The organism is Halomonas sp. PAMB 3232 (genome assembly GCF_031954225.1).
Lineage (GTDB): Bacteria > Pseudomonadota > Gammaproteobacteria > Pseudomonadales > Halomonadaceae > Vreelandella.
The window spans coordinates 1,228,091-1,251,325 of the sequence record NZ_CP134865.1; the positions used below are offsets into that span (position 1 = coordinate 1,228,091).

Genomic DNA, 23,235 nt, shown 5'->3' on the forward strand with positions numbered 1-23,235 from the left:
GGAGTACGCGATGCGAGTCTCTTCCGATGCTACCGCTCAGAGCCCCATTGCCACGGGCTCTGATTGGAATTTCGCCATACTCGAGCGCTTCGACGAGGTGTTGGCGGTGCTCGCCGACGAGTACCGGCTCGATACCTACCCCAATCAGATCGAAGTGATCACCACCGAACAGATGATGGATGCCTACGCCAGCGTCGGGATGCCGGTAGGCTATCACCACTGGTCGTTCGGCAAGCAGTTTCTCGCCGTACAGCAGGCCTACAAGCGCGGCCAGATGGGGCTGGCTTATGAGCTCGTCATCAACTCCGATCCCTGCATCGCGTACCTGATGGAGGAGAATACGCTGATGATGCAGGTGCTGGTCATGGCCCACGCCTGCTACGGCCATAACTCCTTTTTCAAGGGTAACTACCTGTTTCGTACCTGGACCGAGGCCGACTCCATCGTCGACTACCTGGTGTTTGCGCGAAAATACATTGCCCGGTGCGAGGAACGCCACGGTACCCACGCCGTCGAGCAGCTGCTCGACGCCTGCCATGCGCTGCAAAATTACGGCGTGGACCGCTACAAACGCCCCTCGAAAATCTCCGCCGCCCAGGAGGCCGCCCGTCAGCAGGAGCGTGAGGCCTACCTGCAAACCCAGGTCAACATGCTCTGGCGCACCATCCCCAAACCTTTCGAGAAGAGCGAGGCGCTACCGGGCGGGCTTTTTGACGAGGATGACCCGCTGGGCCTGCACGAAGGCGGGCGCTACCCGTCGGAGTCTCAGGAGAACCTGCTCTACTTCATCGAGAAAAACGCGCCGCTGCTCGCGCCCTGGCAGCGCGAAATCGTGCGTATCGTGCGCAAGCTCGCCCAGTACTTCTACCCTCAGCGCCAGACTCAAGTGATGAACGAGGGGTGGGCCTGTTTCTGGCACTACACGCTGATGAACCGGCTCTATGACGATGGCCACGTGGATGAAGGGCTGATGCTCGAGTTCTTGCAATCCCACGCGGCGGTCATCAATCAGCCGGATTTTGACAGCCCCTACTACAGCGGTATCAACCCCTACGCGCTGGGCTTTGCGATCTTTCGCGACATCGAGCGCATCTGTATTGCGCCGACGGACGAGGACCGCGCCTGGTTTCCGGATATCGCGGGCTCGCCCTGGCGGGAGACACTCGAGTTCGCCATGCGCAACTTCAAGGACGAGTCGTTCATCCAGCAGTTTCTTTCGCCGAAGGTGATTCGCGATCTAAAGCTGTTCGTGATGGTGGACGACGATCAGAGCGATACCCTGGCCGTGGGCGCGATCCACAACGAGCAAGGCTACCGCCGGGTGCGCAACGCGCTCTCTGCCCAGTACGCGCTATCGCTTCGCGAACCCAACATCCAGGTGTTCGAGGCGGCCATTCGCGGCGACCGGTCGCTGACGCTGCACCACGTGCAGGAGAGTCGTCGGCCGTTGGAGCGCAGCGTCTATCCGGTCATGCGCCACCTGCAAAAGCTGTGGGGCTTCCCGGTGCATCTGGTATCGATGGACGAGGGGCGTGTCACGCACCGCTATCGCTGGCCGGTAGAGGAGGGCAGTGCTGAAGGCGCGTCGTAACGCTTGAAGGGGGTAGGGCCTGGCCTTACCCCTTCGAAGTCCAGGACTGGCACCAGCCGTTCGGGGCGACGCTGTTTTCCGGGAAAAGCTGGCAGCCTTCGTTGGACTCGGTGAAGAACATGCAGTTGGAGCAGAGCTCGCCTTCGCTAAAGGCGGGGTGGTCGCTGGCGCTTTGCGCCTCTTCCACGTAGTTGAGTGCCTGGGCGGCGGGGGCGCTCGGGTCGAGCCGGGGCAGCGACTGAGCGAACGCGGTTTTCGATAAAACGCCGGCGCCCAGCGGTAGGGCAGCCAGGCCCAGTACACTGTTGCGCATGAACGTGCGGCGGCTTTGATCGGCCATGGTATCTCCTGATCTTGCAAACGAAGCGCCCGTCATCCGGGCGAGCTGTCACGAGTAGGTAGCGGGCGAGGCGCTCGAGCGCTCTAAGTATCGCCTCATGATAAAACATTCACCGACCAGGCATCTTAACCCATGAGGACAGGCGCCTCTAATGGGTTTTGGGCTGCGCGGCAATAGACCGCGTCAATCGCGGCGTTTGGCCCGCCGAGTGGGGCTGGTATACTCGCAGACTTGAAGACGCAGACTTTCATTACGTTGACCTACGAGGGCGCCATGCAAAACGCTGTCATTTTGATTAATACCGAAAAGGGCCAGGTAAAAGGCGTGGCCGAGCGGTTGGCGGAGGTCGAGGGTATCAGTGAGGTGTACTCGACCTGTGGGCGCTACGATCTGGTCGCCATCGCTCGCACTCGGGATTTCGAAAGCCTTGCCGAGCTCGTCACCGAGCGCTTGAACGCGGTGGAAGGCATCAGCGACACCGAAACGCTGAACGCCATGCAGGTGCACTCGCGCCACGATCTGGAAACCATGTTTTCGCTGGGCTGGTAACCGCACCGCGTAGACAACTGGATAACGACAGAACTGAATAATTAAAGAACCATCAGCGTCGCGCGGGCAGCGGCTACAAGGGAACGTGGGGAGAGAGTCGTTGGGTAAATCGCTTGTGCGCTGGCGTCGTCAGGGGCGGCGCTTTGGCATTGCGCTGCTGTTCGTGGTGGTGGGAGGCGGGCTTTGGGAGTATCAGGAGCGCCACGCGCTGCAAAACGTCGTCTGGATGGGCGCGCCGACCTGGGACGAGCTTGGCTTCACCAACTTTCATCGCGTGCTGCGAAACGATGGCTTCGTCGTTGGCTGGTCGGACGTACGCGTCAACCCGCTCTGGGTCAGCTACCAGGTCGCCGCGGTCGCCGACGATACCCGCATTGGCTCGCGGCCAGGCTTTCGCCCGGACTGGCGAACGCTTTGGCCAATCGGCACCGACAGCTATTCCGGCAGCGGCTATGACCGCGGCCACATGGCACCCAACTACGCGATCGCCGCGGTTCACGGCCGAAGCGCCCAGCTCGATACCTTCCTGATGAGCAACATGAGCCCTCAGAAGCCCAACCTGAACCGCCAGCTCTGGCAGCGCCTGGAGGAGTCGGTGATGGATCACTTCGCCCCGCGCTTTGACGTCCTGCAAGTGATTACCGGCCCCATCTTTCCCGAGCGCTTTACAGACAACGTCATGAACCGTGTGGGTCTGGTCGAGGTGCCGGAGGCGTTTTACAAGATCATCGTCGCCCCCCACGCCGACGCGCCGCTGGCGCTGGCCTTCATCATGCCCCAGGACGTGCGCGGCAACGAGCCGCTCGCGGATTATCTGGTCACCATCGACGAAATAGAGGCGCGCACCGGGCTTGATTTCTTCCCGCGGCTGTCGCCGGCGACGGCGTCCGTACTCGAAGGCGAGGTCAACACCCAGGGCTGGGCGCTCGAGGATGTTTCGAAACGGCCGGGCCGTTTTCAGTGATCAATGGGTTCGCCGCTGAGCGCCCACTTCTTGAACGCTTTCATCGGCTCGGTCATGTGGCGGTGCTGTGGGGTGAATAGCGATAGCTTCCCACGGCTTGGCAGGCGGTGCTCGAGTGCCGGGACCAGGTTGCCTTGGCGAATTTCCGCCTCCAGCAGGCGCATCCAGCCGAGCGTGACGCCTTGGCCTGCCAAGGTCGCGTTCATCAAAAGCTGAAAACTGTTGGCGCGAAGCATGTGGGTCGGTGCCTGCCAGGGAAGTCCAAGCTCGGTGAACCAGTGCTGCCATGTGAGCCAGTCGTTGTAGTGATCCTCCACTACCATCAGCGTGTGTTCGGTCAGTAGCGTTTGAGGGGTAATACGTTTGCCGTAGCGATCCAGATAAATCGGACTGCACACGGCAGCCACGTCTTCATCGGAAAAGATGGGGTGGGCGGTGAGCCCCGGCGGGTCTACTTCAAGCGGTACATGATAGTAAATCCCCAGATCGAATTCGCTCAGATCCAGCCGATGCGGATCTTCGACGGTAAGAATGCGGATTTCGATATGCGGGTGGGCGCGTTGAAAGGCCGGTAGCTGGCGAGCTAGCCAGATCGAGGCGATGGTTGGGCTGGATGCGAGCGTGAGTTGGCGGCTATCGGCGCGCCGCCGAAGACGGGCTGTTTCATCGCCCAGATCTCGCAAAAGCCGCTGGACCACGCGGAAGTAGCGCTCGCCGCTGGGCGTCAGGCGAAGACCCTCGACGTGGCGCTCGAAAAGTGGTCTCCCCAAGTCGTCCTCTAGCCGTTTGATCTGACGGCTGACCGCACTTTGAGAAAGGTGGAGCTCGTGTCCGGCTTGGGTAAAGCTGCAGTAGCGGGCCGCGGCCTCGAAAGCTCTCAGGCACGATAGGGGGGGGAGGGCATCACGCATGAAGAAACTCATTGGCTGGTTCGCTTGATGCAAGCCAGCATATCACTGCCGGACGGCCGCTGCCGTCCGGCGCCGAACGAGAAAGGCAGTTTATATGGCCGTTCTCGGGATGTCGCGCTGCCAGGCGTTGTCGCTGACGAGCGTTTCATCCTCGAAAGCACGCTGCTGGGCGGTGAGGTAGAAGGTGCTTTCGTCGCAGTTGAGCTGGTAGCGGCTGATCACCGAGACGGCGAAGCGCCCCTCGCCTTGACGGCGCGTCGCGCGGTAGACCCATTCGATCTCGGCGCGCGTGCGGGTCGCATCAAATGGGTGGCTGGTGTAGACCTCTCTGGCGAACTGCTCGACTTCGAGTCCGTGGTCGAGAAACTCAATGTTGCCCATGTCATCCTCGACGGTAACGGTGACTTCGCCACTACCCACGTCTTCACTGATGGTGCGCCTTGGCTCGCCCGCCCTATGCGTCTTGATAGCGCAAGGCGTGGCGCTTTCCGGCGATTCAAAGGGCGTGTCGACGTAGGGCGCCGTCGACACCGGAAGCGATAGCGTCGGTGTGCCGGCCAGCAAGGTGAGATCGGCGCGTTTTTGCGGTGACCACACCAGCGGAAAGCTCGCGCTCGAAAGCGCCAGGCGCAGGCGGTGTCCCTTTGGCAGCCGGTAGCCGATCAGGTCCATTGCCAATGTAATCGTCATCGGCTCACCCGGCACGGGTGGACTGAGCGCGCCCAGGTCGTCGCGCAGGTTCAGGTTTAGCGTCGCGTAAGTGATCAGCGCGCTTTCGCCACTCGGGGCGACGTCGCACAGGCGCGCGTGGAACTGACCACACGCCTGGCTGCTCGTCAGCGTCACGTTCACGCTGGGCTGGCCCAGAAGATCAAGGCCCGCATCGTAGGGCGCGGAGTCGAAGGTGAGCGATAGCCCATCATCGCGGCGCTGATCCGGCGGAAAGTCGGCGCCGAACCAGAGCGGTATATACTCGCCTTGAAGGCTACCCGCGGTCAGCGGCGAAGCGATTCGCTGGTCCCGGTAAAGCTCGCCTTTCTCGCCCAGCCCCTGCTCGGTGAGATATAGCGTGCGGGTGTCGATATCGCATTGAGCGGCGGGCCAGCGGTCGGTGTGCACCCACTGCCCCGGACGCTCGGCGTACTTGGGCGCCGGGGGCAGGCCATCCTGCAGGTAAAACGTGCAGGCGGGCTCACTCATGATGCCGGTATCGATATCCTTGAGCCAGTAGTCCCACCAGCGAAGCGCTTCCTGGAGAAAGCCAATCGCCGGCTCCGGCAGCGCAAAGTGGGGGTACTTGTGCATCCAGGGCCCCAGTAGCGCTTTTTTCGGACAGTTCAGATGCTCCATCATGCGGGGGATGGTATTGACGTAGGAGTCGCCCCAGCCGCTGATCATGTACACCGCCGCGTCGATGTCGGCGTAGTTTTCGTTGATGGAGCCGTGCTTCCAGTAGTCGTCGCGGTACTGATGATCGAGCCACTTCTCGGCCAGTAGTGGCATGTTCTCAAGCCGAGAGCGCCACAGGTCGCGCCAACGCTCGCCCACCAGCAGCGGGTCGGGCGGTGCGGCGGAGAAGCTGAGCATGGTCGCCGCCCATCCCAGGTTTTCCAGCAGCATGTTGCCGCCCTTGTAGTGAATGTCATCGGCGTAGCGATCATCGGTGGAGCAAAGTGTAATGATTGCCTTGAGCGGTGACGGCCGCAGCGCGGCCACCTGTAGGCCGTTGAAGCCGCCCCAGGAGATGCCCATCATGCCCAGAGTGCCATCGCACCAGGGCTGCGCGGCGATCCACGTGATCACTTCCAGCGCGTCAGCCTGCTCCTGAGGAGCGTACTCATCCACCATCAGACCGTCGGATTCACCGTTGCCCCGCATGTCCACGCGCACGCTGGCATAGCCGTGACCGGCGAAATAAGGGTGAGTCAGCTCATCGCGAATCGCGGTCCCATCACGTTTGCGATAGGGAAGGTACTCTAGAATCGCGGGAACGGGGTTTGACTCGGCGTTATCCGGTAGCCAGATACGCGCAGCCAAGCGGGTGCCGTCTGCCAGCGGTATCCATACGTTTTCCAGTTCGCGAACGCGGTGGGGAAAATTCTGCTTGATATTCATGAAGCACGCTTATGGCTGGTGGATTGCGAAGGATGGGTAAGAGACTCCGGGTGCTTGAGCCAGACCCAGAGCGAGCCAGTCGCGACCAGTACGATTGCCAGTGCCGGCAGCCCGCCGAGATTGGACAGCATTTTCACCCCGTCGATACCAATGAAGCTCACCATGACCCAAGCGACGAGGCCGACGATCACGCCCCAAACCACTTTCATGGTTAGCCCCGCGTTCAGATCGGAATCCGCGGTCAGCCCACGAGTACACAGGTTGCCTATGGCATCGGTCTGAGAGTCGGCGGCGGTCACGTAAGATATAAATGAGATGAATAGCAGTACCGGGATCAAGAACGTCGACAAGGGCAGCTCCCGGAACAGGGTATAAAGCACATTCTCGACCCCTTGATCGTTGAGCACTGCGTAAAGACCTATGTCCGTGTGGGCCTGGTAGTAAAGCGCGGTGCCCGAGAAAATGACGATCCATACGCAAGCGAACAGCGCCGGATAAAGCAGGTTGATGCGCAGAAACTCGCGTACGGTGTAGCCACGGGAGATCTTGCCCAGGAACAGCGCCGCCACCGGCGCCCAGGCAAACCATACGGCCCAATAGAAAATCGACCACCACTGCGGCCACTGGTCGTCGCCCGCCGTGCCTGTAAAGAGGCTTTTGGTCATGAAGTTATCGAGAAATACACCGAAGGATTCGACACCGAGTCCCAGGCTGAAGATGGTGGGGCCAACGACGAATGAAAATATACCCAGTGCCAACAGCAACAGGGCGTTGAGACTGGAAAGTCGCGCGATTCCCTTTTGTAAACCGCTCGCCGCCGACAGCACGAAGGTCGTCACGATGATGGCGACGACGACCCCGAGACGCAGCGGCGTGGTTTCGCCCCCCAGATACTGGTTGACGCCGCCGGTCAGCGTCAGCGCGCCGGTACCCAGCGAAGAGGCCATGCCGGCGACCAGCGCATAGAGTGAAATGGCGTCGATCAATCCGGAGTAACGCTTGATGCGCGGGCCGAACATCGGCTCGAGCATGCTTGAAATCGAAAAGCGCAGGCGTAGGTTGTAGAAGGACAGCGCGAAGATCAACGCCGGCACTGCGTAGATCGCGTAGGGCGTGAAGCTCCAGTGAAGAAACATGGTCGACATGGAGAAGATCATGGCCTCACTCGACCCGGCTTCAAGCGCGCTGGACGATGGCGGGCTCATGAAGTGATAGAGTGGCTCGGCGGTGGTCCAGAACAGCACACCGACCGCAAGCGTTGTACACAGCGTGATCGAAAACCAGCGAAACGGCGACAGTAGTGGTGTGGCCGAGGCGCCGCCAATGCGAATACGCCCGATAGGTGAGAAATAGACGATAACGGCCATGCCCAGTAGATACAGGCTGCCCAGACTGAAAAGCCAGGAAAAGTTTTCCAGAATGGCGTCGTTGAGATGGCCCGCAGCGGCGAGAAAGGCCTCCATATCGACATAACTTGCGATGACGGCGCCGAGAATAATGAAGAATGTTGGCCAGAATACCAAGGGGCGTAACGACTGATGCGACATAGCGCTCTCCTGTTATTTTATAATCCATGCGTCGGATGCATGGAAAACAGGCTAACGCGTTATCATTTACCAAACGAAGCGCTGGTTAGGAATAGGGGTATGCGCTGAATGCATGACCAGAACTGAAAGCGCTAGGGTGTTGCAATGGATTGAAACCTTGGGATACGAGTAGTAAATACCAGAGTGCTTCAGGGAGTCGAAGAATCAACGAAGCTTGAGAAATGCATAAAATAGGTGATCATGAAGCATGATAATGATGCGGACGACACCTTGATGGTGCCCAGGAGAGGACTTGAACCTCCACGTCCATACGGACACTAGCACCTGAAGCTAGCGCGTCTACCAATTCCGCCACCTGGGCGCATCATATGCTCGTATTCGATTGGTGCCCGGGAGAGGACTTGAACCTCCACGACCATACAGTCACTAGCACCTGAAGCTAGCGCGTCTACCAATTCCGCCACCCGGGCGAATACGAACCGCTTGTTTTACACCGCTCAATATCGTGAAAAGGGGATAACACGATGTCGATTGGTGCCCAGAAGAGGACTTGAACCTCCACGTCCATACGGACACTAGCACCTGAAGCTAGCGCGTCTACCAATTCCGCCATCTGGGCAAGTGGCGCGTATGATACCAGGCCCAAACCTAAATGCAAGTGTTCAGGCGCATTTTTGAATCAAAAATCGATCGAATGCGGGCGCGGACGGTTGGGTGATTGAAGCGGCGGCGCTATACTGCACCGATGACCAAAGACACCATGACTATTTTTGGCGCGTTTTGCCTAGTCAAAGCGCCTGCCTCCTTATCGAAGGCGTGCTTTCGCACGGCCTTTTTTTCCTGCCTTTCGCACACGCCATCAGGGACGACGAACGCATGAAGTACTGGACGTTAAGTGATGACCCGCACGCTGAGCGTGAGGCGCACAAATACGACAACCCCGCGCCCAGCCGTGAGTATCTGCTGGCCGCGCTCGAAAGCTACGGCAAGCCAATCACTCACGAAAACATGAGCCGGATGCTGGGCATCGAGGACGAGGATCATCTCGAAGCCGTGCGCCGGCGCATGGCGGCCATGGAGCGCGACGGCCAGGTGCTGCGCGACCGCCGCGGCGCCTACGCGCTGATCGACAAGCTCGATTTGATCAAGGGCAAGGTGCAGGGCCACCGCGACGGCTTCGGCTTCTTGCTGCGCGACGACGGCAAAAAGCCGGATATCGTGCTGCCCGCGCGCCAGATGCGCCGCGTCTTCCACGGCGATCACGTGCTGGTGCGCGTCAGCGGGCGCGACCGGCGCGGGCGCGACGAGGGCACCATCGCCGAGGTGATCGGGCGCAACACCCAAACCCTGGTGGGCGTTTATCGCAGCAATACGCCGGAGTTCGGCATTCTGATCCCGGAAAACCCGCGTATCACCCAGGAAGTGTTGATTCCGCATACCGCCAGCGAAGGTGCGAAGGATGGCCAGGTGATCTCGGCCCGCATCACTCAGCAGCCCGCGACCCGCGTGCAGCCGATGGGCGAGGTGATCGAGGTGCTGGGCGAGCGCATGGACCCGGGCATGGAAATCGACATCGCCATTCGCAGCTACGAGATTCCCGCCGAGTTTCCGCCGGAAGTGCTCGACCAGACCAGCGGTATTTCCGCCGAAGTACTGGAAGAGGACAAGAATCACCGGGTGGATCTGCGCGACATGCCGCTGGTCACCATCGACGATGAGTCCGCCAAGGATTTCGACGACGCGGTGTATGCCTGGAAGACCAAGTCCGGCAGCTGGAAGCTGATCGTTGCGATCGCCGACGTGTCCCACTACGTGCGTCCGGGCACTGCGCTCGACGGCGAGGCGCGCACCCGCGGCAACTCGGTCTATTTCCCCGGCCAGGTCGTCCCCATGCTGCCGGAGCTTCTCTCCAACGGGCTCTGCTCGCTGAACCCGCACGTCGACCGCCTCGTAATGGTCTGCGAGATGAATATCTCCAAAACCGGTGCGATTAGCCGTTACTCGTTCTACGAGGCGGTGATGAACTCCCACGCGCGACTGACCTACAACAAGGTCGCCGCGATGCTGGAGCCGGAAAGTGAGCAGGGACAAAAGCTTCGCGAAGAGCACAAGGAGCTCGTCAAGCCGATCGAGGACCTGCACGCGCTTTACAAGCTTCTGCGCGAGGCGCGCGAGGAGCGCGGGGCGATCGACTTCGATACGACCGAAACCGCGATCGTGTTCAACGAAGAGCGCAAGATCCAGGAGATCGTGCCTAGAAGTCGCAACGACGCGCACAAGATGATCGAAGAGTGCATGCTGGCGGCGAACGTGGCGACCGCACGCTTTCTGGACAAACACGACCTGCCGGCGCTTTACCGCATCCACGAGCGCCCGACGCCGGAGCGTCTGGACAAGCTACGTCTGTTTTTGAGCGAGCTGGGTCTGTCCGTTGGCGGCGGCGACGAGCCCACGCCCCAGGACTATCAGGCGCTCAGAGAAGCGATCAGCGACCGCCCGGATGCGGACATCATCCAAACGGTCATGCTGCGCTCGATGAACCAGGCGGTCTATTCGCCGCAAAACGAAGGTCACTTCGGCTTGGCCTACCAGGCCTATGCCCACTTCACCTCGCCGATTCGCCGCTATCCGGATTTGCTCGTGCACCGCGCGATTCGCTCGGTGATTCGCGGGCCGCGCCAGACCAATACCGTGGTGCGCGTCGAGGGTGCGCCGGTCGAGCCGCCGAGTAAGTGGTGCCCCTACACCTTCGAGCAGATGGTCGAGCTTGGCGAGCACTGCTCGATGACCGAGCGCCGCGCCGACGAAGCGACCCGCGACGTCGAAAGCTGGCTCAAGTGCGAGTTCATGTCCGATAAGCTCGGCGAAACGTTTGAGGGCACGATCGCCTCGGTCACGCAGTTCGGTCTGTTCGTGCGCCTGGACACCTTCTTCGTCGAAGGCCTCGTGCATGTGACCTCGCTACCCTCGGACTACTACCATTACGAGGCCGAGAAGCATCGCTTGAAGGGCGAGCGTACCGGCACCACCTACCGCCTGGGCGATGGCCTGACGGTACAGGTGGCACGAGTCGACATGGACGATCGCAAGATCGACTTTGAGCTCGGCGACGAAAAGCCGCGTCCGCGCCGCCAGCCGCGCAAGCGCCCTGGTGGCGGTGATGCGCCCGAGAAGCCGCGCCGCTCGCCGTCCAAGCGCGGCGGTGGCAAGGCAGCGGAAGGTAAGACCGCGGAAGCAAAGGCCGAGCCTAAAAGCGGTGAGCGCTCGCAAGCCCCTTCGAGTAACGCCGATGCCAAGCCTGAACCGGTGGGCGAGACCACGGCCACGAAAAGCGGCCCGCAGCGCAGTCGCCGCGCCCCTAAAAAACCACCGCTAAATAAGGGATAAGGATGAAGTCATCGTGCAGGCGCGGTACGCGCGGCGGCCAGCGCAGCGCGCCGCCAGTGCCGGTGCCGGAAGGCCTCGACCAGGTGTACGGTGTTCACGCCCTCGAAAGTCTGCTGGAGCGGGGCGAGGCGCCTCGCGAGCTTTGGATTCAGCAGGGCGCGGGCAAGCGCTTGAACCTTTTGATCGAGCGCGCCCGTACCCAGGGCGCTCGGCTCAAGGAGCAGCCGCGAGAGCTTCTCGACCAGCTCACTGCCGGCGCCGCCCATCAGGGCGTGGTGGCGTTTTGCGCGCCGCTGACGGCGGAAGGGGAGGAGTCGCTCTGGCTCAAGCTGCGCGCCTGGAATCAGGCCGCGCCACCGCTTCTGCTCGTGCTCGATGGCGTGACTGACGTGCACAACTTCGGCGCGTGCCTGCGTAGCGCCGATGCCGCTGGCGCCCACGGCGTGATCGTGGCGAAAGACAACGCCGCACCGCTGAACGCCACGGTACGCAAGGTTGCCTGCGGCGCGGCGGAGGTCGTGCCGGTCTATCAGGTCACCAATCTTTCCCGCACGCTTGAAAAGCTCAAGGAGTTCAACGTCTGGATCACCGGCACCGCCGGGGAGGCCGACGCTTCGCTTTATGAGCTCGACTTCAAGGGCCCCACGGCGCTGGTCATGGGCGCCGAAGGCAAGGGCATGCGAAGGCTGACTCGCGAAGGCTGCGATCATCTGGCGAAACTGCCCATGGCCGGCCAGGTGTCTAGCCTGAACGTCTCGGTCGCCGCGGGGATTTGTCTGTTCGAGGCGGTTCGCCAGCGCCAGCTTGCAAGTTGACCTCAACGCTTCTAAAATGCGCTCGCCCGTTTATTCGTTGCGGGCGCCTTGAGGGTTTTTCCCTCACACCAATGAAAGTTCTGCTTGATGCCCAGGCGACTAATCGGCGCTTCATCGTGGCCCCCACGATATTAGAAGCGCGTTGGCGAAAGGCATTCAGTTAACTCCTTGCTTCCCTGCCAAGCCCGAGCGGCGCGCACCGGAAGCTGTCAAACCGCAAGGAGATTCCATGCGTCATTATGAAATCGTGTTTATGGTCCACCCGGATCAGAGCGAGCAAGTGCCGGCTATGGTCGAGCGCTACACCAGCATCGTGACCGAAAATTCGGGCACCGTGCATCGCCTTGAAGATTGGGGCCGTCGTCACCTGGCTTACCCGATCAACAAGATCCACAAGGCTCACTACGTGCTGATGAACGTCGAGTGCACCGGTGAAACTCTGGAAGAGATCGAAAACATCTTCCGTTTCAACGATGCCATCATCCGTAGCCTCGTGGTCCGCTGCAAGGAAGCGGTCACCGAAGCCTCGCCGATGATGAAGCCGGCAGAAGAGAAGCGTCCGCGTCGCGAAGACAAGCCGCGCAACGATTCTGACGTCGATGCCGACTCCGAAGCAGAAACCGAAGAAACTGCCTAAGTTTACTCACCGCACGTATTAAAGGAGCTACTCCATGGCACGTTTTTTCCGTCGCCGTAAGTTTTGCCGCTTCACCGCTGAAGGCGTCAAGCAGATCGACTACAAGGATCTGGACACGCTGAAGGCTTACATCACCGAAACCGGCAAGATCGTTCCAAGCCGTATCACCGGTACTAAAGCACGCTACCAGCGCCAGCTGGCGACCGCGATCAAGCGTTCGCGCTACCTGGCACTACTGCCCTATTCCGATAGCCACCAGTAAGCACTTGACGTGATGCTGGCACTAGCACGATGGCTGATGCAAAAAACGCCCTACGCCGTTGGCGTGGCGTCGCTTGCAACGCTGGTGCCCTGGCTTTTTTGGTTGGGAGCCGCCATTGCCGCCTTAGTGACACTGCGTCGCGGGTTCGCCCCGGCGCTGCCGGTGATTCTCGCCGCCGCCATCCCCGCCGGTTTTTGGTGGGTGCAGGGCGACGTGATTCCGCTGGCAAGTGTGTTGCTGGTCACGCTCATGGCCGTCATTCTGCGCGAGCGGATGCGTTGGAGCGAAGCGCTGATCGTCGGCACGCTGGCGTCGGCCTTCATGATCCAGCTCGGGATTTTCAGCCTGCCCGGTGGGTCGGAGCTGATGCTCGAGCAGCTCAGGCAGAGCTCGGTAGAGGTGGACAACATGCTCACCGAGTTCGCCCGCCAGGGCTACGACACCGAGGCGCTGGCCGCATTGGTCGTCGGTGGGGTCACCGGGCTGATCGTGCTGCTGGCATCGATCGCCTGTCTGGCCCTGGGGCGCAGCTGGCAGGCCGGGCTCTATAACCCGGGCGGCTTTCGTGAAGAGTTTCACGCGCTGCGCTTGAGCCCTAAAGAGTTCGCGCTGTTGGCGATTCTTGGCGTGGTGGGGCTTTTGCTGAGCGGCGAGGCGCTTTTGATCGTTGGCTGGGTGCCGCTGTTGGTGGCTGGCATTGCGTTAGTGCACGGATTTATTGGACTAAAGGGGATGAACGGGCTGTGGCTGGCGGTATTTTATGTGCTGCTGATCACAACCTTGCCCACGATTCTCATTGTGCTGCTGTTGGGGCTGATTGATACTTTCGCGAACGTTCGCGCACGCCTTACCCGCAGCAATTGACTAGAGGTTTACGAGATGGAAGTCATTCTGCTCGACAAGATTGGTAAGCTGGGCGGCCTGGGTGACAAGGTCACTGTGAAGCCCGGTTACGGTCGTAACTACCTGGTACCGTACGGCTTGGCCGTACCGGCGACCAAAGAGAACGTTGAAGCGTTCGAAGCGCAGCGTGCCGAGCTCGAAGCTCAAGCCGCCGAGCGTAAATCAGAAGCCGAAGCGCGCGCCGAGCAGCTCAACGACATCGAACTGTCGCTGGTCTCCAAAGCGGGCGACGAAGGCAAGCTGTTTGGCTCGATCGGTCCGCGCGATCTGGCCGATGCGATCTCCTCTGCCGGCATCGAAGTGGCCAAGAGCGAAGTTCGCATGCCCGAGGGCCCGATTCGTCAAACCGGCGAATACGACATTGCCCTGCACCTGCATGCCGAAGTGGATGCAACCGTACGCGTAGTGGTGGTTGCAGAGTAATCCCGACGGATGCTTTGCCACCTCCGGTGACGCCGAAAAGGGCGCGGGTTATCCCGCGCCCTTTGTTTTTGAATAACGTTTTTGATTCATGTTTTTGACTCGTATTGAGCCTCGTGTTTGTGCCGCTTAAGGCACGCAAGGGAGTCGATTTTGCAAGGCCTTGCCTTGCAAAATCGTTTTCAGCACCGCCGGGCGTAAACGCCCAGGCGGGCTCATGAGTCACATGGGGCCACGTATCAGTGGCTCCGCGTAGTACGATTGCACGCGTAGTACGATTGCCTGCGTAAGACGCTATTGAAAGGAGCCCGGGATGGATGAGTCCCCAGCGGATCAGGAAACGGCGGCGCTGAAGCTTCCGCCGCACTCGCTCGAGGCCGAGCAGTCGGTGCTTGGCGGGCTGATGCTCGACAATCAGGCCTGGGACAACGTCGCCGAGCGCCTGGCCGCGGATGACTTCTACCGCTACGAGCACCGGCTGGTGTTCAACGTCATGATTCATCTGGCCGAGTCTGGCCAGCCACTGGACGTGGTGACGCTCTCCGAGGCGCTGGAAGCGCGCGACCAGCTCGATAGCGTTGGCGGGCTCGGGTTTCTGGCCGAGCTTGCGCGCAACACGCCGTCGGCGAGCAATATTCGCGCCTACGCCGATATCGTGCGCGAGCGGGCGACGCTCAGAAAGCTGATTCGCGCGGCCAATCAGATCGCCGATGGCGCTTTCTCGCCCCAGGGCCGGCCCGCCGACGAGCTGTTGAACGAAGCCGAGCGGCTGGTATTTCAGATTGCCGAGGAGCGCCCCAAGACCGGCGGTCCGATCGGCATGAGCGAGCTTTTGACCAAGGCCGTCGACCGTATCGACGAGCTCTTCAACATGAAAGGCGAGATGACCGGGCTCTCATCCGGGTTTCGTGATCTCGACGAGATGACCTCGGGCTGGCAGCCTTCGGATCTGGTGATCATCGCCGGGCGCCCGTCGATGGGCAAGACCACCTTCGCCATGAACCTGGTCGAGCATGCGGTGATCTCGAGCGATAAGCCGGTGATGGTGTTCTCCATGGAGATGCCCGCGGAGTCGCTGATGCTCAGGATGCTGTCGTCGCTTGGGCGCATCGATCAGACCCGCGTGCGCTCGGGGCAGCTCGAGGACGAAGACTGGCCGCGGCTGACCTCGGCGGTGAATCTTCTAAAGGACAAGCAGCTCTTCATCGATGACACTGCCGCGCTTTCGCCCAACGAGATGCGCTCGCGGATTCGCCGCGTCGTGCGCGAACACGGCAACATGGCGCTGATCATGATCGATTACCTTCAGCTGATGCAGATCCCCGGCTTTTCGGAAAATCGCACCGGCGAGATCTCCGAAATCTCGCGCTCGCTCAAGGGATTGGCAAAAGAGTTCGGCTGCCCGGTGGTCGCGCTTTCCCAGCTCAACCGCTCGCTGGAGCAGCGCCCCAACAAGCGCCCGGTGATGTCGGATCTGCGTGAGTCCGGCGCCATCGAGCAGGACGCCGACGTCATCGCCTTCGTCTACCGCGATGAGGTCTACAATCCGGACAACCCTGATAATCAGGGGCTCGCCGAGCTGATCATCGGCAAGCAGCGTAACGGTCCGATCGGTACGGTCCATATGGCGTTCATCGGCAAATATACCCGCTTCGAGGATCTGGCCCCGGACAGCTACGGCCAGGCCTTCGGCGAATGACTTGAGCCGCGGGGCGCAGCCCGTATAATGCCGCCCCTTTAAAGTGAAAACCGACTTTGTAAAGTGACGTCGGCGTGGCCAGCACGACCGAGAACATTCATTGATCCCGGTGTGGCCACGTTCGATCAAACGTTCAATCGACAGGAGCAGCGCATGGCTGGTGGTGGTTTTAAGCGAGGCAACAAGAAGCGTCTTCCCAAGCTCGAAGGCCGGGGTGAACTCGAATCGCTCGAGCGCGAAGGGCCGTTCAAGGAGTGGCTGGGCATGCCGGATCTTTACCGCTACCACCTGGTGGTCAACGGCGAGGCCTTTAGCTATCAAACCGAAGACGGCGAGCTGCCCGTGGAAATCGGCGACAAGGTGGTATTTCGCTACAAGGAGACCAAGGGCGGCAATTGGATCGACCGTAACTCTCTGGGCAAGGCGATCGATCCTTCCCAGTATCAGTAGGCCGGCCCTGGGGCCCCTCGGAAAGCCAGGTATCTGATAAAACACTCTTTTGTTACGTTAGCGCTCGAGCGCCTTAGTGAAGCGGCACGATTTGCGCTACTGTTATCCTGATAGGGTAATAAAAATGTCATGGGGAAGCGTCAGGCTGTGCCCCATGACCACTAATAACAGGAGAGATTCATGGATTTGAACGAACTGAAAACCTTTGTCGAAGGCTCCAGCAATTTCGAAATACGGGTGATTACCCACTCGGGCAGCCGTTTTTATCAGGTCGAGCTCGAGGATGTCGAGGGCAGCCGCCATATGCTGACCCAACGGGGCAAGCCGATGCTGTTTCGCTCGCTCGACGACGTCTATCTCGAACTCAAGCGGGCCGACATCCACCGCGCGTATCTGGTCCAGCACGTGCCCCACGACGAGATGATCGGCCGCGACGCGCACTACAGCGAACCCTTGACCTCGCGCATGCCGCTCGTTTTCTAACGCGGCGCTGGTCTTTCACCGCGAACGCGTCTTACGTCTTTCAACCCACCGCCCCAGCCGTACACGGTAGCGGGCAAACAAACGGTAGCCTGCATTCATCACTCCGCGCAGGCCCGGTAGGCAGGAAACCCACACCATCCGCCGGTAGCCCAGCACCGCATACAGGGTCCGGCTCGCTTCCATGCCGATATACCACTTCCCGTTTTGATCCCTGACATGCAGTTTCCCCATCAGATCCTCGAAAGGGCGCCCCAGGGCGACGGCGTCGAACGTGCTGGCCTGAATATCCACCAGTTCGATACGCGCTCGGCGCGGGTGCTTTTCAAGCCAGGCCACCTCCTTCAAGCAAAACGGGCAGTGGCCGTCGTAGTAGAGCGTCACCGGGGCCCGGGCGTCGAGGCTTTCAAAGCGTTGGCTGTTCACATTAATGGCTCTTGTATCCTTGAGTGTGATGTTTCTGGCCGTAGCCCTGGCGGGTCGAGAGCTTACGCAGAAAGCTTTCGGCCTGCTGGCGAATCGCATCGCGCTTGTCGTCGCCCATTTTATTGAGAGAGCCGTAAATCAGCTTCATGCGCGGGTTCTGGCTCAGGCGTTTCTCGTTCTGCTCGAGAAAGTGCCAGTAGAGGCTGTTGAACGGGCAGGCGTGGGTGCCGGTCATCTGCTTGGGCGAGTAGCGGCAGTTGGCGCAGTGATCCGACATGCGGTCAATATACTTGCCCGACGCGCAGTAGGGTTTGGAGCCCATCAGGCCGCCGTCGGCGTGCAACACCATACCAAGCGTATTGGGAAGCTCCACCCATTCGCTGGCATCGGCGTAAACCGCCAGGTACCAGTCACACAGCGCCTCCGGTTTGACCCCGCACAGAAGCGCGAAATTGCCCGTCACCATTAGCCGCTGAATGTGGTGGGCATAGGCGTTGTCGATGGTCATTTGAATGGCGCGGTTCATGCAGCGCATATCCGTTTGCGCATCCCAGTAGAAATCCGGCAGCTCGCGGCGAAAGTTGAGCCGGTTCTCGCGCTTGTAGCCTGGCATCTGCGTCCAGTAGAGCCCGCGCACGTACTCTCGCCAGCCCAGTATCTGGCGGATGAATCCCTCCACGGCGTTGATCGGCGCCTCACCCTCGGCGTAGCTTTTTTCAGCGGCCTTGCACACTTCCAAAGGCGACAGCAGGCCGATGTTCATGGCCGCAGAGAGCCGTGAGTGGTAGAGCAGCGGATCACTGTCGCTGATCGCGTCCTGATAGCGGCCGAAATCCGGCAGCGCCTCGTCGATGAAGTGTTTGAGATCCGCCAGTGCCTGGCGGCGCGTGACCGGCAGGTTGAAGTTATCGATGCTGCCCATGTGATCACCGAAGTGACGCTCGGCGTCGGCAAGCGCCGCCTGGGTGATCTCATCCTGGCGGTGATGGGGCAGGGTGGGAAAGCTTTTCTGCCCCTTCAACGGCTCACGGTTGTCGTGATCGAAATTCCACTGGCCCCCGGCGGGCTCGCCGTCTTTCATCAAAAGCCCGGTGCGTTTTCGCTGCTCGCGGTAGAAGTACTCCATGCGCGGCTGCTTGCGCCCGCGGATCCACTCGGCGAATTCGTCCGGCGTGGTGAAAAAGCGCGTGTCCTCACCGAGAAGCCAGGGAATCTTAGCGTTCTGGCGATCCTGCATCGCCTCCCAAAGACGCCACTCGCCGGGGCGCGTGGCGTGGATCCCATCGCAGCCGTGAGCGCGCGCGAGCCGCTCGGCTTCCTCGAGCAGCGAGTGGGTATTCTGCTCATCGTCGAGATGGCTGTAGGCGACTTGAAAGCCTTTCTCCTCGAGCGCTTTGGCGAAGTGGCGCATCGCCGCCAGAAACAGGCCGATCTTATGAATATGATGGGGGACGTAGCGCGCTTCTTCCTTGACCTCGCAAAGCGCCACGACGGCGTTTTCCGGGGCGTTTTGCAATAGCGGAAGCGATAGCGACAGCTGGTCGCCAAGGACCAGCAGCAGCGGCTTGGACATAAATTGATCCATAGTTATACGAATAGTGTTCATAGTATAACTTCATGCCGCGACTTTGCTGAAAAGTGATAAGCTTTGGCGACTCAATCTGCAGGAGATGGCCATGAGCGACACCGTTTCGAAAGATGCACCCGGCGAAGGACGCTTGACCCACGCGCCGGCCTCGCACCCGCCGGTGGCCCGTAAGCGGGTCGGCGTAGTGCTGGCCAACCTGGGGACGCCGGACAATACCGACTACTGGTCCATGCGGCGCTATCTCAATGAGTTTCTCTCGGACAAGCGGGTCGTGGACTACGCTGACTGGAAGTGGCAGCCGCTTTTACAAACCATCATCCTGACCAAACGGCCGTTCTCGTCGGGCAAGGCGTATAAAAGCATCTGGAACACCGAGCGTGACGAAAGCCCGCTTCGCACCATCACCCGCGCCCAGACCGAGAAAGTCACTGACCGCTTGAAAGCGCTGTTCGGCGATGACGTGGAAGTGGATTACTGCATGCGCTACGGTAACCCCTCCACGTCCAGCGTGCTCGAGCGGATGCAGCAAAAGGGCTGCGAGCGGATCGTCTTTTTTCCGCTCTACCCGCAGTACGGCTCGCCCACCACGGCGACCGCCAACGACCAGGCGTTTCGCAGCCTGATGAAGATGAAGTGGCAGCCGGCGATTCGCACCGTGCCGGCCTATTTCGACCACCCGAGCTACTTGAGGGCGCTGGCCAACTCCGTCGAGGAGGCTTACGCCGGGTTCGAAACGCGCCCCAGCAAGCTGGTCGCAAGCTATCACGGTGTGCCCGAGCGCTATCTGCTCGAAGGCGACCCCTATCACTGCCACTGTCAGAAAACCACGCGGCTTCTGCGCGAGACCCTGGGGTTCGATGCAAGCGATATCGATACCGCCTTTCAATCCCAGTTCGGTCCGGAGAAGTGGGTGGGGCCGGCGACCGTCGACCACGTGGCAGAACTCGCCCGGCAGGGACACACCCATATCGCCGTGATGTCGCCGGCGTTCTCGGCAGACTGCGTCGAAACGCTGGAGGAGATTCAGGAGGAGATTCGCGAAAGCTTCCTCCACGCCGGTGGTGAAACCTTTAGCTATATCCCGTGTTTGAACGACCGCGAGGATCACATGGAGGCGCTGGTCGAGATTATCAAAAACGAGCTGGGTGGCTGGCTTTCAACGCGTGAGTAACGAAATAATGTGAATGATTTCAATCGCTAAAATAGCAGGCTAAGTAAAATAGCGGTCCTGTTCGCAGGCGGGTTTTGTGGAAACGGCGCCGCGGCTGCTATAAGGTGAGGCATACTCAATCACAGTTATTCAACGCAGTGAACATGGATGTGTCGCCGCGTCGAGCCCATTACCTGGGCGGTTATCAGTCAGGGAGATCGTGTCAGATGCAGCTCGCCATCCTGTTGGGTTTTCTACTAGCGGCCTCGGCGCCGTTGATCAATCGCTGGTTCGGTGAGCAGGCGAGTTTCATACTGGCGCTATTTCCCGCCACTATCGCCGCCTGGCTTCTGAGCCAGGCCGGTACCGTGGTGGCCGGCGAGCCCTTGCTGCTCGAATGGGCCTGGGTTCCCTCCCTTGGCATTAGTCTTAGCTTCATGATCGACGGGCTATCGCTGCTTTTTGGCCTCTTGATCACCATCATCGGCACCTTCGTACTGGTCTATGCCGGGGGCTATTTGAGAGGCAGCCCGGATATCGCCCGCTTTCACGTCGCCATGCTCGGCTTCATGATGTCGATGCTCGGGTTGGTCATGGCCGATGGGCTTTTGACGCTGTTCGTGTTTTGGGAGCTCACCAGCGTTACTTCGTATCTGCTCATTGGCTTCAACCATACCGATCTGAAAGCGCGTAACTCCGCCCGCCAGGGGTTGTTCGTTACCGTGGCCGGCGGACTTGCGCTGATGGGGGGGCTGGTGCTGCTGGGCATCACAAGCGGTAGTTGGTCGTTTTCCGAGGTGCTGGCCGGGGGCGAGGACCTTAGCGAGCATCCGCTCTACACACCGATGGTGATCTGCCTGCTGCTCGGCGCCTTCACCAAGTCGGCGCAGTTTCCGTTTCACTTCTGGCTCCCCAACGCCATGGCCGCACCGTCACCGGTGTCGGCCTACCTGCACTCCGCCACCATGGTCAAGGCGGGCATCTACCTGATGGCGAGGCTACAGCCAGAGCTGGGCGGCACCGAGCTTTGGGTTTGGACACTGTCGCTGGTGGGCGCGACCACCATGTTCACCGGCGCCTTTTTGGCCATTCATCACACCAATATCAAAAAGCTTCTTGCGTACTCCACCATCATGGCGCTGGGCACCTTGACCATGCTGCTGGGCATCGGCAGTGACTACGCCATGACCGCCTTCGTTACCTTCATGCTGGCCCACTCGCTCTACAAGGGGGCGCTGTTCATGGTGGCGGGCATTCTCGATCACGAAACCGGTACCCAGGACGTGACCGAAATGGGCGGGCTGCGCCGGGTCATGCCGGTCACCGCGGTCATCGCTTTCGTCACGGCGCTGTCGCTTTCCGGCGTGCCGCCGCTGTTTGGCTTCATCGGCAAGGAGCTAATGCTCGAGGCGGTACTCGGCGCCGAGGGTTTCCAGGCGGTGCTATTGGGGCTTGCCTTCGCCTCGGCGATTCTGACGATTGCGGTGGCGGCCATCGTGGCCATACGCCCGTTTTTTGGCAAGCGCCGGCAAACGCCCACCGAGGCTCACGAGGCGCCGTTCAGCATGCTCGTGGGCCCCGGACTTCTGGCGTTTGGCTCGCTGTTTTTTGGTCTGGCGCCGGCGTTTTTCGGCATCGATGCGCTACTCACGGCGGCGGCCAGCGCCATCGTGGGCCAGACGCTGGAGGTAACGCTGTCGCTCTGGTACGGCGTCAACGCCGCGCTGATTTTATCAATTGTGAGTCTGGCGCTCGGATTTTTGCTCTTCAAACGCTGGGACAGCGTGCGCGGCAAGCTCTCCGTGCTGGCGCCGATTCAGCGCCACGGGCCGGAAGCGGGCTACGATAGGGCCCTGAATGCCATTGTGCGCGTCGCAGAGTGGCAAACCCGGCTTTTGCAAAACGGCTACATGCGTAACTACATTCTCGTCATGCTGGTGGTACTCATCGCGCTGGTGGGCTATTCGCTTTTGGTGCGCCACGCGCCGGTGTTGCGTTTGGAGCTCGATGCGCGTTTTCACGAGATCATCGTGGTCACCACCATGGCGATGGGGGCGCTGTTCGCTACCATCTCACGCTCGCGGCTGGGGGCGGTGGTGTCAGTGGGCATCATGGGGTTTTCGATCGCGCTGATCTTCATTCTCTTTAGCGCGCCGGATTTGGGCATCACCCAGCTGTTGGTCGAAACACTGACGGTCATTTTGCTCGTTTTGGTGCTGTTTCGTCTGCCGCGCTTTTCCAATCTCTCCACTAGCCTCGAGCGCTTTCGCGACGGCGTCGTCGCCGCGGCCATGGGCGTTTTGATCTTTTTGCTGGTGATGACGGCCTGGAGTATCGACCAGTTCGAACCGATTTCCGCCTACATGGTGGAAAACAGCGCGCCGCTGGCGTTTGGGCGCAACATCGTCAACGTCATTCTTGTCGATTACCGGGCGCTGGATACGCTGGGCGAAATGTTCGTGCTGGCGCTGGCCGCGATCGGCGTGATCGCCATGCTCAAGTTCAACCACGCCGCCGCCAGTGCAAAGCGCAAGGACGCGCCAAGGGAGCCTTACGATGGTTAAATCCGGCACGATCATCCTCAATACCGCTGCGCGCTTTTTGATGCCACTGCAGCTGATGTTCTCGGTGTTCTTGCTGCTGCGCGGCCACGACGAGCCCGGTGGTGGCTTCATCGCTGGGCTCGTGGCGGCGGGCGGCTTTACGCTTTATCTCTTCGCCTTCGGGGTCAGCGCCACGCGCGAAGTGCTGCGCATGCTCGACCCGCGAGACCTGATCGGCATTGGACTTCTGCTCGGCATGATCTCGGTGGTGCCCGCCTGGTTCATGGATCAGCCCTTTTTGACCGCCCAGTGGTGGACCATTCCGGTGATCGAGTTCAAGGCGTCGACCCCCTTGATCTTCGATATCGGCGTGTATCTGGCGGTGCTGGGCTCGGTGATCGGTATGGTCATGGCGCTGATGGAGGTGGACAAGGATGAACCCTAAAGGACAGGGAGGT

At 60.5% G+C, this 23,235-nt stretch carries 21 protein-coding genes and 3 tRNA genes; 15 read left to right on the forward strand and 9 right to left on the reverse strand.

Annotation, left to right across the window (positions count from 1 at the left end; translation table 11 throughout):
• The first annotated feature begins 10 nt into the window (after nucleotides 1-10).
• Nucleotides 11-1,591 carry a SpoVR family protein gene (locus tag RN346_RS05705; RefSeq protein ID WP_311962416.1) on the forward strand — a complete coding sequence of 527 codons (1,581 nt, stop codon included), beginning with the start codon at nucleotides 11-13 and terminating at the stop codon, nucleotides 1,589-1,591.
• 25 nt (nucleotides 1,592-1,616) lie between these two features.
• On the opposite strand, the gene RN346_RS05710 is transcribed toward RN346_RS05705, so the two are convergent.
• Entirely contained in the window at nucleotides 1,617-1,931 is a 315-nt protein-coding gene (locus RN346_RS05710) for a high-potential iron-sulfur protein (RefSeq protein WP_252107233.1), read from the reverse strand.
• A 273-nt stretch (nucleotides 1,932-2,204) separates the two neighbouring features.
• Between RN346_RS05710 and RN346_RS05715 the strand changes: the two genes are divergently transcribed.
• Complete coding sequence (locus RN346_RS05715) at nucleotides 2,205-2,480, forward strand: Lrp/AsnC family transcriptional regulator (protein ID WP_252107234.1); 276 nt, start codon at nucleotides 2,205-2,207, stop codon at nucleotides 2,478-2,480.
• Nucleotides 2,481-2,580: 100 nt separating this feature from the next.
• The gene (locus RN346_RS05720; RefSeq protein ID WP_311962417.1) at nucleotides 2,581-3,444 is read left to right on the forward strand and encodes a DNA/RNA non-specific endonuclease; all 864 of its coding nucleotides are present in this window, start codon (nucleotides 2,581-2,583) and stop codon (nucleotides 3,442-3,444) included.
• Here RN346_RS05720 and RN346_RS05725 read toward each other — a convergent pair.
• The 6 genes from RN346_RS05725 to RN346_RS05750 all read right to left on the reverse strand — a co-directional run bounded on the left by RN346_RS05725 (nucleotide 3,438) and on the right by RN346_RS05750 (nucleotide 8,636).
• Nucleotides 3,438-4,355 (reverse strand): LysR substrate-binding domain-containing protein, encoded by a 918-nt coding sequence (locus RN346_RS05725; protein WP_311962418.1) that lies wholly within the window; start codon nucleotides 4,353-4,355, stop codon nucleotides 3,438-3,440. The genes RN346_RS05720 and RN346_RS05725 overlap by 7 nt on opposite strands.
• A gap of 90 nt (nucleotides 4,356-4,445) precedes the next feature.
• Nucleotides 4,446-6,470 (reverse strand): CocE/NonD family hydrolase, encoded by a 2,025-nt coding sequence (locus tag RN346_RS05730; protein ID WP_311962419.1) that lies wholly within the window; start codon nucleotides 6,468-6,470, stop codon nucleotides 4,446-4,448.
• Nucleotides 6,467-8,017 (reverse strand): BCCT family transporter, encoded by a 1,551-nt coding sequence (locus RN346_RS05735; protein WP_311962420.1) that lies wholly within the window; start codon nucleotides 8,015-8,017, stop codon nucleotides 6,467-6,469. Before RN346_RS05735 ends, RN346_RS05730 begins: the two co-directional genes overlap by 4 nt.
• 274 nt (nucleotides 8,018-8,291) lie before the next feature.
• A tRNA-Leu gene (locus tag RN346_RS05740) sits at nucleotides 8,292-8,378 on the reverse strand.
• Nucleotides 8,379-8,400: 22 nt separating this feature from the next.
• Nucleotides 8,401-8,487: transfer RNA gene (locus RN346_RS05745), tRNA-Leu, on the reverse strand.
• Nucleotides 8,488-8,549: 62 nt separating this feature from the next.
• A tRNA-Leu gene (locus RN346_RS05750) sits at nucleotides 8,550-8,636 on the reverse strand.
• A 257-nt stretch (nucleotides 8,637-8,893) separates the two neighbouring features.
• Between RN346_RS05750 and rnr the strand changes: the two genes are divergently transcribed.
• The 9 genes from rnr (at nucleotide 8,894) to RN346_RS05795 (ending at nucleotide 17,073) form a co-directional block, all read left to right on the forward strand.
• Entirely contained in the window at nucleotides 8,894-11,404 is a 2,511-nt protein-coding gene (gene rnr, locus RN346_RS05755; protein WP_311962421.1) for a ribonuclease R, read from the forward strand.
• A gap of 2 nt (nucleotides 11,405-11,406) precedes the next feature.
• Nucleotides 11,407-12,219, forward strand: a complete 813-nt coding sequence (gene rlmB, locus RN346_RS05760) for a 23S rRNA (guanosine(2251)-2'-O)-methyltransferase RlmB (RefSeq protein WP_311962422.1) — start codon at nucleotides 11,407-11,409, stop codon at nucleotides 12,217-12,219.
• 229 nt (nucleotides 12,220-12,448) lie between these two features.
• Nucleotides 12,449-12,856, forward strand: coding sequence for a 30S ribosomal protein S6 (gene rpsF, locus RN346_RS05765; RefSeq protein ID WP_263584571.1), 408 nt, complete (start codon nucleotides 12,449-12,451; stop codon nucleotides 12,854-12,856).
• A 34-nt stretch (nucleotides 12,857-12,890) separates the two neighbouring features.
• The gene (rpsR, locus tag RN346_RS05770; protein ID WP_009097135.1) at nucleotides 12,891-13,118 is read left to right on the forward strand and encodes a 30S ribosomal protein S18; all 228 of its coding nucleotides are present in this window, start codon (nucleotides 12,891-12,893) and stop codon (nucleotides 13,116-13,118) included.
• 12 nt (nucleotides 13,119-13,130) lie between these two features.
• On the forward strand, nucleotides 13,131-13,982 hold the full coding sequence (locus RN346_RS05775; RefSeq protein WP_311962423.1) for a hypothetical protein: 852 nt from the start codon (nucleotides 13,131-13,133) through the stop codon (nucleotides 13,980-13,982).
• Between the two features lie 15 nt (nucleotides 13,983-13,997).
• Nucleotides 13,998-14,444: a 50S ribosomal protein L9 gene (rplI, locus tag RN346_RS05780; RefSeq protein WP_263584569.1), complete on the forward strand. Its 447-nt coding sequence runs from the start codon at nucleotides 13,998-14,000 to the stop codon at nucleotides 14,442-14,444.
• Nucleotides 14,445-14,754: 310 nt separating this feature from the next.
• Nucleotides 14,755-16,140 (forward strand): replicative DNA helicase, encoded by a 1,386-nt coding sequence (dnaB, locus tag RN346_RS05785; RefSeq protein WP_263584568.1) that lies wholly within the window; start codon nucleotides 14,755-14,757, stop codon nucleotides 16,138-16,140.
• A gap of 153 nt (nucleotides 16,141-16,293) precedes the next feature.
• On the forward strand, nucleotides 16,294-16,590 hold the full coding sequence (locus RN346_RS05790) for a hypothetical protein (RefSeq protein WP_252107667.1): 297 nt from the start codon (nucleotides 16,294-16,296) through the stop codon (nucleotides 16,588-16,590).
• 180 nt (nucleotides 16,591-16,770) lie between these two features.
• Nucleotides 16,771-17,073: a DUF6482 family protein gene (locus RN346_RS05795; protein ID WP_263584567.1), complete on the forward strand. Its 303-nt coding sequence runs from the start codon at nucleotides 16,771-16,773 to the stop codon at nucleotides 17,071-17,073.
• 15 nt (nucleotides 17,074-17,088) lie between these two features.
• Here the strand turns inward: RN346_RS05795 and RN346_RS05800 are convergent, their stop codons facing one another.
• Together RN346_RS05800 and RN346_RS05805 are read right to left on the reverse strand one after the other, a co-directional pair.
• Nucleotides 17,089-17,496, reverse strand: coding sequence for a DUF393 domain-containing protein (locus RN346_RS05800; protein ID WP_311962424.1), 408 nt, complete (start codon nucleotides 17,494-17,496; stop codon nucleotides 17,089-17,091).
• Nucleotide 17,497: 1 nt separating this feature from the next.
• Entirely contained in the window at nucleotides 17,498-19,069 is a 1,572-nt protein-coding gene (locus RN346_RS05805) for a cryptochrome/photolyase family protein (RefSeq protein WP_311962425.1), read from the reverse strand.
• A 103-nt stretch (nucleotides 19,070-19,172) separates the two neighbouring features.
• On the opposite strand from RN346_RS05805, the gene hemH reads away from it, so the two are divergent.
• The 3 genes from hemH (at nucleotide 19,173) to RN346_RS05820 (ending at nucleotide 23,222) form a co-directional block, all read left to right on the forward strand.
• A complete protein-coding gene (hemH, locus tag RN346_RS05810; protein ID WP_263584564.1) occupies nucleotides 19,173-20,255 on the forward strand; it encodes a ferrochelatase in 1,083 nt (360 codons plus the stop codon).
• 206 nt (nucleotides 20,256-20,461) lie between these two features.
• Complete coding sequence (locus tag RN346_RS05815) at nucleotides 20,462-22,798, forward strand: putative monovalent cation/H+ antiporter subunit A (RefSeq protein WP_311962426.1); 2,337 nt, start codon at nucleotides 20,462-20,464, stop codon at nucleotides 22,796-22,798.
• Nucleotides 22,791-23,222: a Na+/H+ antiporter subunit B gene (locus tag RN346_RS05820; protein ID WP_263584562.1), complete on the forward strand. Its 432-nt coding sequence runs from the start codon at nucleotides 22,791-22,793 to the stop codon at nucleotides 23,220-23,222. Before RN346_RS05815 ends, RN346_RS05820 begins: the two co-directional genes overlap by 8 nt.
• Nucleotides 23,223-23,235 lie beyond the last annotated feature (13 nt).

Bases quoted from the DNA above. Each gene is read 5' to 3' on its own strand.
- rpsR (WP_009097135.1), top strand. From the start codon at position 12,891: ATGGCACGTTTTTTCCGTCGCCGTAAGTTTTGCCGCTTCACCGCTGAA.
- RN346_RS05820 (WP_263584562.1), top strand. From the start codon at position 22,791: ATGGTTAAATCCGGCACGATCATCCTCAATACCGCTGCGCGCTTTTTG.
- RN346_RS05790 (WP_252107667.1), top strand. From the start codon at position 16,294: ATGGCTGGTGGTGGTTTTAAGCGAGGCAACAAGAAGCGTCTTCCCAAG.
- rpsF (WP_263584571.1), top strand. From the start codon at position 12,449: ATGCGTCATTATGAAATCGTGTTTATGGTCCACCCGGATCAGAGCGAG.
- RN346_RS05710 (WP_252107233.1), bottom strand. From the start codon at position 1,931: ATGGCCGATCAAAGCCGCCGCACGTTCATGCGCAACAGTGTACTGGGC.
- rlmB (WP_311962422.1), top strand. From the start codon at position 11,407: ATGAAGTCATCGTGCAGGCGCGGTACGCGCGGCGGCCAGCGCAGCGCG.
- RN346_RS05705 (WP_311962416.1), top strand. From the start codon at position 11: ATGCGAGTCTCTTCCGATGCTACCGCTCAGAGCCCCATTGCCACGGGC.
- RN346_RS05735 (WP_311962420.1), bottom strand. From the start codon at position 8,017: ATGTCGCATCAGTCGTTACGCCCCTTGGTATTCTGGCCAACATTCTTC.
- rplI (WP_263584569.1), top strand. From the start codon at position 13,998: ATGGAAGTCATTCTGCTCGACAAGATTGGTAAGCTGGGCGGCCTGGGT.
- RN346_RS05775 (WP_311962423.1), top strand. From the start codon at position 13,131: ATGCTGGCACTAGCACGATGGCTGATGCAAAAAACGCCCTACGCCGTT.
- dnaB (WP_263584568.1), top strand. From the start codon at position 14,755: ATGGATGAGTCCCCAGCGGATCAGGAAACGGCGGCGCTGAAGCTTCCG.
- RN346_RS05725 (WP_311962418.1), bottom strand. From the start codon at position 4,355: ATGCGTGATGCCCTCCCCCCCCTATCGTGCCTGAGAGCTTTCGAGGCC.
- RN346_RS05815 (WP_311962426.1), top strand. From the start codon at position 20,462: ATGCAGCTCGCCATCCTGTTGGGTTTTCTACTAGCGGCCTCGGCGCCG.
- hemH (WP_263584564.1), top strand. From the start codon at position 19,173: ATGAGCGACACCGTTTCGAAAGATGCACCCGGCGAAGGACGCTTGACC.
- RN346_RS05795 (WP_263584567.1), top strand. From the start codon at position 16,771: ATGGATTTGAACGAACTGAAAACCTTTGTCGAAGGCTCCAGCAATTTC.
- RN346_RS05805 (WP_311962425.1), bottom strand. From the start codon at position 19,069: ATGTCCAAGCCGCTGCTGCTGGTCCTTGGCGACCAGCTGTCGCTATCG.
- rnr (WP_311962421.1), top strand. From the start codon at position 8,894: ATGAAGTACTGGACGTTAAGTGATGACCCGCACGCTGAGCGTGAGGCG.
- RN346_RS05730 (WP_311962419.1), bottom strand. From the start codon at position 6,470: ATGAATATCAAGCAGAATTTTCCCCACCGCGTTCGCGAACTGGAAAAC.
- RN346_RS05715 (WP_252107234.1), top strand. From the start codon at position 2,205: ATGCAAAACGCTGTCATTTTGATTAATACCGAAAAGGGCCAGGTAAAA.